The organism is Polaribacter sp. Asnod6-C07, assembly GCF_045063625.1.
Classification (GTDB): domain Bacteria; phylum Bacteroidota; class Bacteroidia; order Flavobacteriales; family Flavobacteriaceae; genus Polaribacter; species Polaribacter vadi_A.
On sequence record NZ_JBEFOF010000005.1, the window covers coordinates 3,521,253 to 3,538,513 of the forward strand.

The window sequence follows — 17,261 nt, forward strand, 5'->3', positions numbered from 1 at the left end:
ATGGTGTAAATTTAAAACCTTTTTGTTTTATTTTAAACAAAAAGGTTTTAAAAAGTTATTTTTATGATAATGACATAATCTTAACATCAAAATAATAAAATGATAAAATTTACTTATATTTTTTAAAAATTATATGTTTTATAGTGAAAATATGTAATCAAAATAGATTATTATCATCGATATTAATTCAAATCTAAACGTATTCCCATAGAAAAGTTTCTTGTTTCGGTATTTTTAAACAACGGATTTAAATCATACTTTACATAAAAACTTGTATTTTTATAACCTATATAACTACTTAAACCGTAGTTAAAAACATTCATATTAAAATTATCGTATTGTAACTGTTCAACTTCTACATTAGTAATGTCTCTATACTCTAAATATTGTCTTGTACCTAGTTTAAAGCCAACAAAACCACCAACTCCTAAACGCACACCTCTATTTGTTCTATCTCTTACTCTGCCATCATCATAAGTTCTATTTTTAGAAAAATCTAATTCTAAATGCATAGGAAAGTTCATTTGTACGTGACGTAATCTACTTTCTGATAATTGATTACTGAAGTTTTCAATTTCTGTAACATCTCCGTTTTTAACGTGAATTTTATTATCTTTTAAACGTAAGTTGTTCCAAAGAAAAGAGAAACCGTATTTAAAATATAATTTTGATGGTTGTCTAGAAAATCGGGTTTTCCAAGTCCACCCTAATTCGTAAAAATGCGATTGCCATAATTTATATTCTGAATCATCTAAAGAAGACAAATCGTTATCATTTAAAACATTATTTAATCCCATTGCAAAAACAAATTGAGTTGTGGTACTTCTTTGTTTCTTATTTTTAGTTTTCCATCTTTCTTTTCTTCTATTATTGCGTTCTTCTAAATCGCCCTCAGAAATATTAAGCCTAAAAACTTTACTACCAATAGTAAAAACATTGTCTTCATCTTCGTCTGTAATTGATTCTTCTACATCTTCTGAAGTAGCAATTTTACCATTCGTTTTATCTTGCACTAAAAGTTGTAATAAACGCTCTTGCTCACCAACTAATTTTTCAATTCGTCTTGCATGATAAGCAGCAACTTCTTTCTTAAGCGTTTCTGCAGTGGTTTTTGTGATTTCTCCTTTTTCTAACTTTTTATCAATATCGATAACTTTTACTTTTAAAGAATCTTTTTGTTGTTTGGTAATTCTTTCTATTCTTTTTGATATTTTACTTACTTCTTTCTCGAATGTTTTTTCTTGAGATTGGGCAATAGTTGTACATAACAACACTAGTATTAGTAGTATTCTTTTCATTTTTAATGGGTTTTAAAGATTTTGTTTTTTTCTGTTTTTGTTAAATGAAGTTATAATAAAGTAATCTGTTAATTAATTATTAGATTGCTTATTAAACTCACATTGATAAACTATTTAATCGTTTCTACTGGCAATTGCTGATGCAATATCTGTAACTCTTCTTTTTAATGATTTCATAAAGTTATTCTGAAAATCATCATCATCTATTGTGCGTTCTACTTCTGCTAAAATAGTATTCGGATTTACTTTTATGTTCGATTTTTTGAGCTCATTTTTAATCGTTCTAAGTACATCTTCTCTATTCACATTGTATTTTGCATAATATTCTTTTACTTCTCTTGGGCTGTGTGTAACTGCATATAATAAATCGTCTGCGTTTATTTTTATAGTGCTATTTGGGTCTTGTTCTAAGATTTTTATTTTATTTATTGAAGATTTTTCTATTTCTGTAGAATTTACATCCTTATTTTCAATATCAACTTTTGCAATAACTGTTTGTTCTTTTTTAGTATTGCTATTTTTTTTATGTTGATATTTTTCTCTCTTAACAATTACCTTTTCAGTATTTTTTTTGTTATCAAATTCTACCTCTTTTTGTTTTACTAAAGCTTCTTCAACAGGAATTTCATTAATAAATTTCTCTATTTTTTTATCAATCAAATTAGTATCAATAGGTGATATTACAATTTCCTCTTTTGGTATAATTTCTTCTGTATCATCAGAAAACATTTTAATACCTATTGTAACCAATAACAAAATACTTGCTGCTGCACCTATATAAAAAAACCAGCCTATTTTCTTTTGTTTTGGTTGTTCGTCTAATTGTACAGACAAACGTTCCCAAGCAGAAGCTGATGGCTTAAAAGTTCTGTTCTCGAACTTTTGTTTTACGTCTTTATCTATTTTATTTGTCTTCATTAATTACTTTATTCATTTTAATATAATTCTGTTGCAATAATTTACGTGCTTTAAATAATTGCGATTTTGATGTACTAACAGAAATACCTAATTGCACTGCTATTTCTGAATGTTTAAAACCTTCTATGGCGAATAAATTAAACACCATTTTATAACCTTCTGGTAATTGATCTATCAGTTTTTGAATATCTTCTACAGAAGTATTTTCTAAACTTTCTGTGGCTGCATCATTAAAAACATAATCTTCATCAGATAAATCGATTCTATTTTTTTTTCTGAGATAAGAAATACATGTATTTACCATAATTCTTCTTACCCAACCTTCAAAACTACCTTCGTGTTTAAATCTGTGTAAGTTTGTAAAAACTTTTAAAAAGCCTTGTAACATTAAATCTTCTGCGTGATGTAAATCTTTTACATACTGCCTACAAACACCTAACATTTTAGGCGAATGCTGCTCAAACAATTGTTGCTGCGCTTCTCTGTTATTATTAACCGCTTTTTTTATGAGCGATTTTTCTTGATTATGCAATTTTATAATTTTCAAGCCTCTTCAGTTAGTTTTTATTGCCTTACAAATATAAAGACTACAAAGTTTTTAAAAAGGTTGCTTTGGGTGTTAAAAAAAATCATTTTTTTTCAGATTATTTAAAATGGGTATAAAATTTGATACATTTATAACCAATAAGTAATTACAACTATGAAAAACAAACTTACCTTATTATTACTCCTAGTTCCTTTTTATTTTTTTGCACAAACAACCAATAATACTAATTTTAAAACTATTTCTGGTTTTATAAAACATAAAGACAAGGCACTTTCTAATGTAACTATTTTTGTAGAAAACACAATGCGTTATGCAATTTCTGATACAAATGGTTTTTATACTATTAAAGCTAAAATTGGTGAAACCTTAAGTTATAGTTATTCAGGATATTTAAAAACTTACGTTATCGTTGAAGATGTTTCTGAAACGTTGAATATTAATATGATTATTGAAAACAAATCATCTAAACTTAGCTTTAATTCCAACCCAAAATTGGGTGATGTAAATATTGGAGAAAATGTTCCTGAATTTGGAGTTATTAAAATTGATGGAAAATCTTTAAACAAATATGCTACTTCATTAACAAGAGCTCTTGTAGAAAAACTAACTTTTTTTTACATAAAATTTAATAAATATGGAGAAGAAACACTCTATTTAAAAGGCAAGGAATTTAATGGTTCTGCTGTTTGGTTGATTGATAATTATGAATTTGATATTCCTTTTCCTATTCTAATATCAGAAGTAAAAGAAATTATTGTAATGAACTCTGAAAAAAACAATCCAGTAATTAGAGTTAGTACGAACATAGATTACAAAAAGTTAAAGAATATCGATTTTAACAATTATTTTTTTACTGAGGATGATTTTTATAGTTATGATGCTAAAAAAGTCAAGAAATTAAAAAACATATATCCTTTTTTAGATAAATACAAGAAAATTTCTAAAGAAAAAGAAGCACTAGAATTATTTGAAAACACTTATAAAAAGGACAAAAATAATAAAGATTATTTCTTAAATCTTTACAAATATTTTAAAGATAAAAAATTCGATAATACATTTTTATCAGAAATACTATCAACGTATGAAGAGGAAGCTAATAATAATCCAGAAACTCTAAAGGCAATTGCTTATAAATATCAAGAAATAAATGAAGATAAAAAAGCTATTGAAGTTTATAAAAAAATTATAAAACTAAGACCTAACTACTTACAATCTTTTAGAGATTTAGCGAATGCATTTTTAGAACAAAAAGAATATAATGAGTTTTGGAAAACCTATCATTACTTTTTGAATAAAGGCTATAAAGTTAAAGAAGATGATATAGGTGAAATTATTGCATCAGAAATTATAACTGTATATAATTTGGATATCGAAAACGATAATAATCGTAAGAAAATTAAGATTGAAAACCCAAATAAGAATGTAAAAAGTGATGTTAGACTTGTTTTTGAATGGAATACAACTGAAGCTGAATTTATAATAGAATTTGTGAACCCCTATTTAGCAACTTATAAAATTGAAAATTCCTTTAAAGAAAATCAAAGTTTGATAAAAGATCAAAAAATAAAAGGATATACTTCTAAAGAAATTTTTATTGATAAATTAATTCCAGGATTTTACTTAGTAAACCTAACTTATTTAGGCAATAAACAAGAAAAACCTACTACTTTTAAAATTACAACTTATTATAATTGGGGAAAAGAAAATCAATCTAAAAAGATTAAAGTATTTGATTTTTCAAATTACAATGTAAAACATCAGCTAATAAAATTAAGTAGAAAATACTTATAAAGTATTACTGAAACCAATATTAATTACTAAGCTAACATTCTATAATTAGTTAAAAAAAACAATTATTAATTGCAACTTTTAGAGCTTTAAGATAAAAATTTTCTAGTAAGCATCAACATCCATAATAAAACGAATTGGTCTAAAATCTTTAACAGCTTCGAACGTGTTTTTAATTTTTGCAACTTGATTTTTAGTGTTTGCTAAACTTTGTTTTGGCGGAATTTTGATTACAATATTTTTAATATACTGATTTCTAATTCTAGAAACTGCTGGCGCTGTTGGTCCTAAAACGTGCTCACCAAAAGAAGCATACAAAGCTTTAAAAAGCCAATTTACTCCACTTTCTACTTTATTATAATCTCTATGTTTTAGGGTTATTTTTATCAATCTATAATAAGGAGGATATTTAAACTGCCAACGTTCTTGCAATTGTTCTTTATACATTTCTGTATAATTTGTGGTTGAAACTTGCTGTAATATTTGATGATAAGGATTGTAGGTTTGTATAGCCACATTTCCTTGTTTTTTATATCTACCAGCTCTACCAGAAACTTGTACCATCATTTGATAGGCTCTTTCATGGGCTCTAAAATCTGGGAAATTTAGCATAGTATCAGCATTTAAAACTCCAACAAGGGTTACATTATCAAAATCTAATCCTTTAGATAACATTTGTGTACCCACTAAAACATCAATTTCTCGAGCTTCGAAAGCACCAATTATTTTTTGATAACCGAATTTACCACGAGTTGTATCTAAATCCATTCTTCCTATTTTGTAATCAGGAAACAATTCTTTTAATTCTAATTCAATTTGCTCTGTACCAAAACCTTTGGTGTCTAAAGTATTACTACCACAAGCAGAACAAGAATTTGGCATTGCTCTTTGATAACTACAATAATGGCAACGTAACTCGTGTCTGAATTTATGAAATGTTAAACTAACATCACAATTTGGGCATTGAGGAGCCACTCCACAAGTTTTACATTCTACAATTGGTGAATATCCACGTCTATTTTGAAATAAGATTACTTGTTCTTTTTCGTCTAAAGCCCCTTGAATTAATTTTAACAAACGATCAGAAAAATGACCTGTCATTTCCTTTTTCTTCTGTTTATCTTTTACGTCAATCAATTCAATTTTTGGTAATTGTACATTTCCATGACGTCTATTTAATTCTACAAAACCATATTTGTTTTGTTGAGCATTAAAATAACTTTCTAAAGAAGGTGTTGCTGAGCCTAATAAAATTTTTGCTTGATGCATTTTTGCCAAAACAATAGCTGCATCTCTAGCATTATATCTTGGTGATGGCTCAAATTGTTTATAAGAAGTTTCATGTTCTTCATCAACAACAATTAATCCTAAATTAGAAAAAGGTAGAAAAATAGATGATCTTGCTCCTAAAATAATTTGCGCTTTTGATTTATTTTCAAGCACGTTATTCCACACTTCTACTCTTTCGTTCATAGAATATTTAGAATGAAAAACAGAAATTTGTTCTCCGAAATAAAATTGCAAACGTGTTATAATTTGGGTAGTTAAAGCAATTTCTGGCAATAAAAACAAAACCTGTTTGCCATTATCTATAACTTCTTGAATTAATTTTGTGTAAATCTCAGTTTTACCAGAACTCGTAATTCCATGTAAAAGTGTAACATCTTTTTTTATAAAAGTTTCTTTTATCTCTAAATAGGCTTTTTCTTGAAACTCATTTAAAGTTTTAAGTGAATTAGTATCACCTTTAAAACTAATTCTATCTGTTTGAATTTGGTAAAACTCAAAGATATTTTTATCTACTAAAGATTTTAAAACTGCTGATGAAACGTTTGCTTTTGTTTCTAAATCTTTAGCTTTTATTGGCTTTTTTGTAGTTGATAATTGAAAGAACGTTAAGACTGCTTCTCTCTGTTTTTTGGCTCTCGATAATTCTTCTAATAAAGAATTTAAGGAATTATCAGAAGTATAAGCTGCATGTAAACGAACATATTTCACCAATTTAGGTTTGTACTGTTCGTAAATTTTTTCTTGAATATAAATCGCCGATTTTTTAATCAACTCATTAACAATTGGCATTACTTTTTTCTTACCTAAAATATCTGCAACTTGATGAATTGTTAATTGAGATTGATGTTGCAAAGCTTCAAAAATTAAAAACTCATCATCCCCTAATTCATTTTCATTAATAAAAGCCTCGTTTTTATAAACAATGGTTTCGCTTTCTAATAAAAAAGCAGAAGGTAAAGAAGCTCTATAAACATCACCTAAAGCACACATATAATAATTAGCAATCCATTGCCAGTGTTTTAATTGATGTTCGTTTACCAAAGGTTTATCATCTAAAATTTGATGAATATCTTTAGCTTCGTATAATATTGGTGCTTTTTGATGAATATTAAAAACTAAACCCGTAAAAAGCTTCGTTTTACCAAAAGAAACAGCAACTCGCATTCCTTTTTTTAAAAAGTTATATTCTTCATCAGTAACAGAATACGTAAAAGTCTTCTGAATTGGTATAGGTAATATGACGTCTATATAATTGATATTGTAAAATCTTTAACATTTAAAAAATCAAAATTAAATAAAAAATAGTACCTTTATACAAAATAATTTAGCAATTAATCCCCCAAAAACATGACTGCTGAAAACTGGAAAAATAAAGGTAAATTCGTTACCATAGAAAACAAAAAAGTATTTGTAATAGATGAAGGTGATAAACCTGGTACTCTTGCTATACTTCATGGATATCCAACTTCTTCTTACGATTATCATAGAATAATACCTGAACTTGCAAAGTATTTTAGGATTGTGGTGCACGACCATTTAGGTTTTGGTTTTTCTGATAAACCAGATTCTTTAACCTATTCTTTAATAGATCAAGCTGATATCGCCTTACAACTTTGGAACAAATTAGGCTTAAAAAGTGTAACTATTTTAGCACATGATTATGGTACATCTATAGCTAAAGAAATTTTGGCTCGTAAAAACCATAATTTAATTCCTATTAGAATTAACAAAATGTATTTGTGTAGTAGCAGTATGAGACTAGAGCATTTACATTTAAGAAACATAGACAAACTACTTAAAGACAGAAAATTAGGTAGATACATTTCTAGACTTACAAGTTATGGTTATCGTAAAATAAAAAGAAAGTTTAAGAAAGATAACATCAATTATCAAATTCAAAAAGATTACGATATAAAAGATATGTGGAATCAATTAAATTCTACTGAAGGACAAAAAGAAGTTCATTTTTTAAGTAATTTTATTAACGAACGTTATACTTATTGGCACAGATGGACAAATGCTTTAAAAGAAGCTAAAATACCAGTTAAAATTTTCTGGGAAAAAACTGATCCTGTTGCTATTAAAGAAATTGCTATTGTTTTAGCTACTGAAGATGTTAGCAAATATTTAGTTTGGATAGAAAATGTGAAACATTATTCTATTATAGAAACACCAAATAGTTGGATTAAATTAGTCTTTGATTATCAAAATATAGATAAACCTGTTTTTTAAATTTTATAAAATATTTTAATGGAAACAAAAGAATGGGCTCAGAAAGGTAAAATGGTTTCTGTACTTAATACAAAGGTATTTGTTATTGATGAAGGTAATAGCGAAGAAACTTTAGTATTACAGCATGGCTATGCAACTTCATCTATAGATTATTATAAAGTTTTACCAGAATTAAGTAAGCATTATAGAGTAGTAATACAAGATTTTGTAGGATTTGGCTTTTCTGATAAACCTTCAAATTATTATTTTAATATTTTACAACAAACAGATATTTGCTTAGAGTTATGGAGAATTTTAGATCTTAAAAACATAACTCTTGTTGGGCATAATTATAGTACACAAATTGCTTTAGAGGTGTTAACCAGACAAAGAACAAAACTTATACAAATTGAAGTAAAAAAAGTTGTAATTTTAAATAGTATAATCTCTTTTGATCATAATAATTTAGATAAAGTAAGCTTACATCCTTTAGAACAATTTTCTAATAAAATATTATTAATGCTAAATTCGTTTTCGTTTTACAAAATGAAAATTAAAGATTTCTTTTATGAAAATGATAGTATTTCTGATGAAGAAATTAAAGCTAAATGGGTATTAATAGAACATAAAAACGGAAGAGAAATCATAGATTATTTACCCAGTTATATAACAGAAAGTAAATTATTATGGCGCAGATGGTTTAATACCTTACAAGTAAACACAACACCTGCAAAGATAATTTCTGGTAAAAATGATATAATTTTTAATGAAAATGAAGCAACTCGTTTTTCTGAAGAGTTTAAAAATAGTACTTTACATTTTATTGATAATTGTGGGCACTACCCTATGTTAGAAAAACCACAGGATTTTATACAATCAATAATATCTTAAAATAACTTAATTTACGCTATTAAATTGAATAAGTTATAGAGAGATAGGTAAAGATTATTTTTATAAAAAAAAGCTCAAGAAAATAAATTCTTGAGCTTATATTTTACTAAATAAAAAACATTATTTACAATCTACTTAACAAATCATTCTTTTTAGAAGTAAATTCATCTTCAGATAAAATTCCTTTGTCTTTTAAACTAGCTAATTTTTCTATTTTACCAAAAATATCTTCCTCAAAGAAACTATTGTCTTCTTCTAAATTTGATATTTGCTGATTATTAGGTTTAACGATATCTTCTTCAACTAATAAAGGTAATGGTTCTGATTGTTTAACCGTTTCTTGAACACCAGAAACAATTGGCAAAGTACTTAAATCTACTGTACCAAATTGACTAGTAAAGGTTACTGAATAATTACCTCCTTGTTGTTGACCTACTCCACCAATATTGTTGTTTAAAGTATCGAAAATAGTAACTTTTCCATTTTGCTGAATTGCCAAACGATTAATATTGTTAAAAATAGCATAACTAGTTCCGTTTTGACTACCTGTTGAATTAGGGTAACCTAAATCTCCCCACCAATTTCCAGAAAAACCACCTTGCTGATTTTCTAATCTTGGTAAAGGTTTATATTGTATTGCTCCTTGCTGAATAAAGTTCGATAATTCTGCACAAAGTCCGTCTACAGTATATTTAAGTTGGTTATTAAACATATCACCAACCATAGTCATACCTCCTAACATCCATTGGCCACCACCACCTAATTCTTGTATATTAAATTGCGCCATTGTTCCATTACTATTCATTAAACAATGAGTTAGATCTGTAACTGCGTTTGAACTAATTCCGTATTTATTTGCAACGTTTAACATGTTTTGAAAACTTGCGTCTGTGAAAATTGCATTCATTTTTTATGAGATTTTATTTCTTTTTTTTTATTAAAAATTGCTTCACAATTTTAGTGACAAAGGTAGACTATAGTATTTGTATAAGTCATTAAAATACATTAAGTTTTTAAAATATTTGTTTGATTTTAAACTAGTTAAGACAAAGTAAAACTAATTAAAATGTATTGTAAACAGTCTAATAAATAAGTAATTCTATACTTTTTAGGGTAATATTGAACATATATTATATTTTATAAAATTTTGTTCTTAACATCCATAAAAAAAGCTCAAGTTTTAACTTGAGCTTTTTAATATATTATAAAATATTTTATTAGTAAAACTGCTTACTAAAAAAATGTTTTTAACTTATGCTTTAAAATTAATCTTACGCATACGTAAGCTTTCTGGAGTAACTTCTAAATACTCATCAGCTTTAATGTATTCCATATTTTCTTCTAAAGAGAAATCAATTTTCGGAGCAATTTTCATAGCATCATCTGTACCAGATTTACGCATGTTTGTTAATTGCTTTCCTTTAATTAAGTTTACAGCCATATCATCTGATTTAGAGTTTTCTCCAATAACCTGACCAACATAAATTTCTTGGTTAATATCAATAAAGAAAACACCTCTATCTTGTAAACGGTTTAATGCATAAGCTGTTGCTTTACCTGCTGCAGAAGAAACGATTGCTCCTTTTACTTCTTCAGTAAAATCTCCTTTATAGGGACCATATTCACTAAATCTATGGTTAATAATAGCTGTACCACCAGTAGCAGTTAAAATTTTATTTCTTAAACCAATTAAACCTCTAGAAGGAATTGAAAATTCTAAATGTTGTAAATCTCCTTTTGGTTCCATTACTAACATATCTCCTTTTCTAAGAGATACTAAGTTAATTGCTTTAGAAGCCATTTCTTCTGGTACATCAATAGACAATGTTTCCATTGGCTCATGTTTCTTACCATCTATTTCTTTTAAAATTACTTGTGGTCTACCCACTTGCAATTCATAACCTTCTCTACGCATTGTTTCAATCAATACAGATAAGTGTAAAACTCCACGTCCAAAAACGTTAAATTTATCTTCACTATCAGTAGTTTCTACTTTTAATGCAAGGTTTTTTTCTAATTCTTTAAATAAACGATCTCTTAAGTGACGAGATGTTACAAATTTACCTTCTTTACCAAAGAAAGGAGAGTTGTTAATTGTAAACAACATACTCATAGTAGGTTGATCTATTTCTGTTCTTGGTAATGCTTCTGGGTTTTCTAAATCAGCAATTGTATCACCAATTTCAAAACCTTCAACACCTGTAATTGCACAAATATCTCCACAAGGTACTTTATCTACTTGAACTTTACCCATTCCTTCGAATACGTGTAATTCTTTAATTCTTACTTTTTTAGTAGAACCGTCAGCTTTACATAACATGTAATCTTTACCAACTTCTAAGTCTCCTCTAAAAATACGTCCAATTGCAATCCTTCCTGTAAATTTAGAAAAATCTAAAGAAGTAATTTGCATTTGTGCAGTACCTTCATTGTATTTAGTTGCAGGAATAGATTCTAATACAGCATCTAATAAAGGTACAATATCTGTAGTTTCGTTTTGCCAATCTGTACTCATCCAATTGTTCTTTGCAGAACCATAAATTGTAGTAAAGTCTAATTGCTCTTCTGTAGCTTCTAAAGCAAACATTAAGTCAAAAACTTTTTCATGAACGATATCAGGAGTACAGTTTTCTTTATCTACTTTATTTACTACAACAATAGGAGTTAATCCTAATTCTAAGGCTTTACCTAATACAAAACGAGTTTGTGGCATTGGTCCTTCAAATGCATCAACTAATAACAAAACACCATCAGCCATTTTTAATACACGCTCTACTTCTCCACCAAAATCGGCGTGACCAGGAGTATCAATTACGTTAATTTTTGTGTTTTTATAATTTACAGAAACGTTTTTAGAAAGAATAGTAATTCCTCTTTCTCTTTCTAAATCATTGTTATCTAACAATAAATCTGTACGTTCTTTACGTTCGTCTAAAATTTTTGCTTGATCTATAATTTTATCTACTAACGTTGTTTTTCCGTGATCAACGTGTGCAATAATTGCGATGTTTCTGATTTGCATGCTTAAATTCTTAAATTTCGTGCAAAAGTAGTTGATTAAATGTAATTTATTACTATTCTAGATGTTATTTTTGAGTTGTTATATTTTAAAGACTAAAAATAGTAGTGAATAATTAGGATAAATTTTAAAAACATCCATTTTTTAAGTTATAAAATGTACTTTTTTTATCATTTTTCCCTAAAATATCGATTGCTTTTTTACTTCTAATTCCAGATGCACAATAAACAACAGTTGGTTTTTGAGTATCAATCTCATCTAATCTATCATCCAATTCGCTTAATGGAATATTTTTACCTCCAATATTATAGTCTTCGTGTTCGTATTCTTCACGTACATCTAATAAATTGTAGTTTTCTAAATTATTCTCAACCTCATCTAAATTAATTTCATTTTCTATTGATTTTATTCCACAGAAAAAATCATAATCTTCTTCTAATTTAGTGATGTTGGCATTTTCTGATTTCTCAAATTTTAATTTTAACTGACGCATTGTTAACGTGTCATAAATAAGAACTTTGTTTGTTAACACCTCTCCTATTTCACAAATCATTTTAATGACTTCGTTTGCCTGAAAACTACCTATAATTCCTGGTAAAACTCCTAAAACTCCTATTTCTGAACAGTTTGGAGATTCATTTGGTTTTGGTGGAGTTGGATACAAACATCTATAACTTGCACTTTCTTTATAATTAAATACACTCACTTGACCTTCGAACTTAAAAATAGCTCCGTAAACCAAAGGTTTTTTAGTGATAATTGATGCATCATTTGTTAAATATCGAGTAGAAAAATTATCACTTCCATCTACAATAATATCAAATTTTTCAAATAAAGAAATTGCATTTTCTCTTGTTAACTTTTCTTGATATACATCGAATTTTACAAACGGATTTAATTTTGATAATCTTTTTGAAGCAGTTACTGCCTTAGAAAATCCAATATCATCAATAGTATATAAAATTTGACGTTGTAAATTACTTTGATCAACAACATCATCATCTATAATTCCGATTGTTCCTACTCCTGCAGCAGTTAAATATTGTAAAACTGGACAACCTAAACCACCAGCTCCAATCACCAAAACTTTTGCTTTTTTAAGTTTTAATTGTCCTTTCTCTCCTATTTTATCTAAAATAAGATGACGATTGTATTGCTTTTTTTCTTCGGATGTTAGCATTTCTATTTTGATTAAAACTCGTAATTTATAATTTGATATCAGTAATTAAGAACTAAAATGTTCCCAATCTTTCCAAACCACTTCTAAACCTCTGCTTTTTAACATTTCTACTACTTTTTCTGTACTTCTTTCATCCGAAATTTCGAATTGCTCTAAAGATTGTGGTTCTACTGCATAACCCCCAGGATTTGTTTTAGACTCTGCACTGATGGATGTAATGCCCAAATTAACAATATTATTTCTAAAAATTTCACTTTCTCTGGTAGACATTGATAATTCTACATCTTCATCTAACAAACGAAAAGCACAAATTAATTGTACCAAATCTGAATCTGTCATTTCAACTTTTGGATCTAAACCTCCTGAATGTGGACGTAATCTGGGAAAAGAAATCGAATACTTAGTTTTCCAATATGTTTTTTGCAAATATTGTAAATGCAAAGCTGTAAAAAAACTATCTGCTCTCCAATCTTCCAATCCAAATAAAGCGCCTAAACCAATTTTATGCACTCCAGCCTTTCCTAAACGATCTGGAGTGTCTAAACGATAATCAAAATTCGATTTTTTTCCTTTTGGATGATGTTTTTTATACTCATCTCTATGATAGGTTTCTTGATACACCAAAACCGCATACAAACCATTTTGTATTAAAAGTTCATATTCATCTTGATCTAAAGGCTGAACTTCTATAGTAATATTAGAAAAATGAGAACGGATTAATCTAATTGCGTTATTAATATAATCTACACCCACTTTTTGATTGGCTTCTCCAGTAACTAATAAAATATGATCGTAACCTTTGTGCTTTAAAAATGAAACTTCCTTTAAAATTTCTGCATCTGTTAACGTTCTTCTCGGAATTTTATTTGTCAAACTAAAACCACAATAAGTGCAAATATTCTGACACTCGTTACTCAAATACATTGGTGCATACATTTGCATCGTATTTCCGAATCTTTTTTTGGTTAAAACCTTACTTTTATAAGCCATTTCTTCTAAAAAAGGTTTGGCTGCAGGAGAAATTAATGCTTTAAAATCTTCTAAATCTCGCTTCTCTTTTGCTAAAGCTTGTTTTACCTCAACTTCTGTTTTATTAAAAATACTTTGTAATATAAAATCCCAATTGTAAGTATCAAAAAGTGTTTTAAAATGACTCATCTTTTAATTTAAAAAACTAGTTAATGGACTACTGGCTTCTGCTTGCTCTTTAATTGGTGCTAGTTTTGCTTCAAAAGCCATTCTACCAGATTCAACAGCCATTTTAAATGATTTTGCCATCGAAATCGGATTTTGAGAAACCGCAATTGCAGTATTTACTAAAACTGCATCTGCACCAATTTCCATAGCGTGAGCTGCGTGAGAAGGCGAACCAATACCAGCATCTACAATAACTGGCACATTAGATTGTTCTATAATTATCTCTAAAAAATCTTGTGTTTTTAAACCTTTATTACTCCCAATTGGTGCACCTAAAGGCATCACACATTGCACACCTACTTCTTCTAATCGCTTACACAAAACAGGATCTGCGTGAATGTATGGCATAACCACAAACCCCAACTTCACCAATTCTTCTGCTGCTTTTAAAGTTTCTATAGCATCTGGTAATAAATATCTTGGGTCTGGATGAATTTCTAATTTTACCCAATTTGTTTCTAAAGCTTCTCTTGATAATTCAGCTGCAAAAACAGCTTCGTTAGCAGTTCTAACTCCAGATGTATTTGGCAATAAATTGATGTGCTTATGATTTAAATGTGTTAAAATATCATCTTCATTATTTGTAACATCTACTCGTTTTAAAGCAACTGTTATCAATTCACTTTCAGATGCTAATAAAGACTCCCTCATTAATTGAGAAGAACTAAATTTTCCTGTTCCTGTAAACAAACGAGATGTAAATTCTTTATCGGCTATTTTTAATTTTTGATTCATATTTTTATTTTTTTATCAATCATCTAGCAAACTTCTTTTTGCTCTTTTTGATTATTTATAATTTGATAAAATTTTGAAATTGTATGGATATCTTTTGTAATTGCTCCAGACACAGCAACACCATAAATACCTGTTTTTATAATTTCTGAAACATCTTTTAGTTCAATTCCTCCAATAGCAATTATGGGTGTTTTTGTTTGCAGTTTGTCTAATATCTTTTGATATCCTAAAACACCTAAAACCGGACTTAATTTTTCTTTTGTTTTGGTAAATTGATAAGGACCTAAACCTATATAATCTACTTTTTTATCTAATAAAATTTTACAATCTTCAACTGTATTTGCGGTTCCGCCAATTATAAAAGAGCTTCCTAAAAACTCACGAACTTTTAACGAACATTCATCATTTTTACCCAAATGAACTCCGTCTGCATTTACTGCTTTTGCAATTTTGTAATAATCGTTAATAATTAATTTTGTTTGATATTTTGATGTTATTTCTCTCGCTTTTTTGGCAGTTTCTAAAATAACATCAACTTCCATATTCTTTAATCGTAATTGCACCCAATCTGCACCAGCAATACACGCTTTTTCTAGATTACTTAAATGTTCTTCTGATGTTTTTCCTTGAGTGATATAGTGTAATTTACTAATCATTAATTTTGATAATTATGTATTCCTAATAAAGTTTTATTTGAACTTAAAAACTGTTCTGTATATAATTTTGCATTTTTACAAGCATCTTCTAAAGGAATATCTTTCGATAAATTTGCAGCTAAAGCTGATGATAAAACACAACCACTACCGTGTTTTTCGAATTTAGAATCCGTAGTTATTGGTGGAATATTTAGTTTTACAATTTTACTGTAATACACTTCATCCCAACCGACTTTATCTTTTCTATGACCACCTTTTAAATAAATATTTGTTTTTTCTGATATAAAATCGATGGTTTCTTCTATTGATTTATCAGGAAATAAATCTTTTATTTCGTTGTAATTTGGCGTAATAAAATGACAGTTTTGTAATACTTTTTCAAAAACCAGTAAATCTTGTTTTGAATGAAAACTAAACCCTGCACTTGCCTTTAAGATTGGATCTAAAACTATTTTTATTTCAGAATTATTCTTCTTTAAGAGCAATACAACTTCTAATAAAATTTCCCAAGATTGAATGATTCCTATTTTTACTATTGAAATTGAAAACCGTTCGAAAAGCAATTCAATTTGATTTAAAATAACTTGTTTATCTATCCAAATACAGTTTTTAAATTCAATGTCATTTTGAACTGTAACTGCTGTACAAACAGACAATCCGTATACATTGTGTGCTTCAAATGTTTTTATATCTGAAGTGATTCCAGCTCCACTTGATGGGTCTAAACCTGCAATGGTTAATATGTAGTTTTTTTGATTCAAATTTTTAAGCTTTTAGTTTTTAATTTTTAATCCTGAAATAGATTATTGTTTTGTAAATATGTTCTCGATACATTTTTATTTCGTTTTAACTCAATAAAAACACTCGAACTGACAGATCAAAATCATACTAACGAGTAAAACTTTTCTTTTATACTTTTAAAACTCTCTACAGGATTTTCTACATTCCAAACGCCACCTAAAACTCCTATACCATTAAAACCTAATTGTATAGTTTCTTGGATGGTTTCTGTATTAATTCCGCCCATACCAACAATTGTTTTATTAATATGATTGACATCAAAACCTCTACCTTGATAACCAACTTTTGAAATTGAAGAAAAAACAGGACTCAATAAATGATAATCGAAAATTAAATTACAAGCTTCTAAATCTTCTGGTTCGTGAAAAGAGCTGCTTATTGTTTTACCATTCATATTTAAACCTTTAAAATATCCAATTCCTTTTTCTAAACAATCTCTCCTTTTTTGCTCTTGAAAATGAATACCTTTTAAATTGAAATCATTAATTAATTCATGATAAAAATGCACTACAATTCTATTGTGATATTGTTTGTCTATTTGATGTAAATATGCACAATGTTCTTCGTAATTTTTATCTGGTTTTCTAAAATGATAACATTGTAAACCCTCTTTAAATAATTGATGTACTAATTCAATTTCATTCGGAATGTCTTGTTCTGGAGTAATTAGAATTATCATAACTGTTTTGTTTTGAGTTAGGGATTGAAGTGGCATCCTTTTTTGTTTTTT

The 17,261-nt window shown here is 27.9% G+C and carries 15 protein-coding genes; 3 read left to right on the forward strand and 12 right to left on the reverse strand.

The features are described 5' to 3' along the window. Positions 1 to 182: 182 nt before the first annotated feature. The 3 genes from ACJJVK_RS15345 to ACJJVK_RS15355 form a co-directional block, all read right to left on the reverse strand. Positions 183 to 1,298 carry a hypothetical protein gene (locus tag ACJJVK_RS15345; protein ID WP_405567561.1) on the reverse strand — a complete coding sequence of 372 codons (1,116 nt, stop codon included), beginning with the start codon at positions 1,296 to 1,298 and terminating at the stop codon, positions 183 to 185. A 114-nt stretch (positions 1,299 to 1,412) separates the two neighbouring features. After that, complete coding sequence (locus ACJJVK_RS15350) at positions 1,413 to 2,216, reverse strand: hypothetical protein (RefSeq protein WP_405567564.1); 804 nt, start codon at positions 2,214 to 2,216, stop codon at positions 1,413 to 1,415. Beyond that, entirely contained in the window at positions 2,203 to 2,763 is a 561-nt protein-coding gene (locus ACJJVK_RS15355; protein WP_405567566.1) for an RNA polymerase sigma factor, read from the reverse strand. The genes ACJJVK_RS15350 and ACJJVK_RS15355 overlap by 14 nt, the downstream gene beginning before the upstream one ends. Positions 2,764 to 2,916: 153 nt before the next feature. Here ACJJVK_RS15355 and ACJJVK_RS15360 point away from each other — a divergent pair, with 153 nt between their 5' ends. Beyond that, complete coding sequence (locus ACJJVK_RS15360; RefSeq protein WP_405567568.1) at positions 2,917 to 4,554, forward strand: hypothetical protein; 1,638 nt, start codon at positions 2,917 to 2,919, stop codon at positions 4,552 to 4,554. A gap of 102 nt (positions 4,555 to 4,656) precedes the next feature. Here the strand turns inward: ACJJVK_RS15360 and priA are convergent, their stop codons facing one another. After that, positions 4,657 to 7,080, reverse strand: coding sequence for a primosomal protein N' (gene priA, locus ACJJVK_RS15365; RefSeq protein WP_405568392.1), 2,424 nt, complete (start codon positions 7,078 to 7,080; stop codon positions 4,657 to 4,659). 108 nt (positions 7,081 to 7,188) lie between these two features. On the opposite strand from priA, the gene ACJJVK_RS15370 reads away from it, so the two are divergent. Then, positions 7,189 to 8,073, forward strand: a complete 885-nt coding sequence (locus ACJJVK_RS15370; protein WP_215994772.1) for an alpha/beta hydrolase — start codon at positions 7,189 to 7,191, stop codon at positions 8,071 to 8,073. 18 nt (positions 8,074 to 8,091) lie between these two features. Then, positions 8,092 to 8,943 (forward strand): alpha/beta fold hydrolase, encoded by an 852-nt coding sequence (locus ACJJVK_RS15375; RefSeq protein ID WP_405567570.1) that lies wholly within the window; start codon positions 8,092 to 8,094, stop codon positions 8,941 to 8,943. Between the two features lie 124 nt (positions 8,944 to 9,067). Here the strand turns inward: ACJJVK_RS15375 and ACJJVK_RS15380 are convergent, their stop codons facing one another. From ACJJVK_RS15380 to ACJJVK_RS15415, 8 genes are all read right to left on the reverse strand, one after another. Then, on the reverse strand, positions 9,068 to 9,850 hold the full coding sequence (locus ACJJVK_RS15380) for an SHOCT domain-containing protein (protein WP_405567572.1): 783 nt from the start codon (positions 9,848 to 9,850) through the stop codon (positions 9,068 to 9,070). A 345-nt stretch (positions 9,851 to 10,195) separates the two neighbouring features. Continuing rightward, the gene (typA, locus tag ACJJVK_RS15385) at positions 10,196 to 11,965 is read right to left on the reverse strand and encodes a translational GTPase TypA (protein ID WP_405567575.1); all 1,770 of its coding nucleotides are present in this window, start codon (positions 11,963 to 11,965) and stop codon (positions 10,196 to 10,198) included. Between the two features lie 124 nt (positions 11,966 to 12,089). Next, positions 12,090 to 13,142 (reverse strand): molybdopterin-synthase adenylyltransferase MoeB, encoded by a 1,053-nt coding sequence (moeB, locus tag ACJJVK_RS15390; protein ID WP_405567578.1) that lies wholly within the window; start codon positions 13,140 to 13,142, stop codon positions 12,090 to 12,092. 45 nt (positions 13,143 to 13,187) lie between these two features. Next, on the reverse strand, positions 13,188 to 14,300 hold the full coding sequence (thiH, locus tag ACJJVK_RS15395; protein ID WP_405567581.1) for a 2-iminoacetate synthase ThiH: 1,113 nt from the start codon (positions 14,298 to 14,300) through the stop codon (positions 13,188 to 13,190). Positions 14,301 to 14,303: 3 nt separating this feature from the next. Further along, entirely contained in the window at positions 14,304 to 15,074 is a 771-nt protein-coding gene (locus ACJJVK_RS15400) for a thiazole synthase (RefSeq protein ID WP_405567583.1), read from the reverse strand. Between the two features lie 23 nt (positions 15,075 to 15,097). Beyond that, positions 15,098 to 15,730, reverse strand: a complete 633-nt coding sequence (gene thiE / locus ACJJVK_RS15405) for a thiamine phosphate synthase (RefSeq protein WP_405567586.1) — start codon at positions 15,728 to 15,730, stop codon at positions 15,098 to 15,100. Continuing rightward, positions 15,730 to 16,491, reverse strand: coding sequence for a hydroxymethylpyrimidine/phosphomethylpyrimidine kinase (locus ACJJVK_RS15410; RefSeq protein WP_405567588.1), 762 nt, complete (start codon positions 16,489 to 16,491; stop codon positions 15,730 to 15,732). The genes thiE and ACJJVK_RS15410 overlap by 1 nt, the downstream gene beginning before the upstream one ends. Positions 16,492 to 16,613: 122 nt before the next feature. After that, positions 16,614 to 17,210 (reverse strand): thiamine phosphate synthase, encoded by a 597-nt coding sequence (locus tag ACJJVK_RS15415; protein ID WP_405567591.1) that lies wholly within the window; start codon positions 17,208 to 17,210, stop codon positions 16,614 to 16,616. Positions 17,211 to 17,261: the final 51 nt, after the last annotated feature.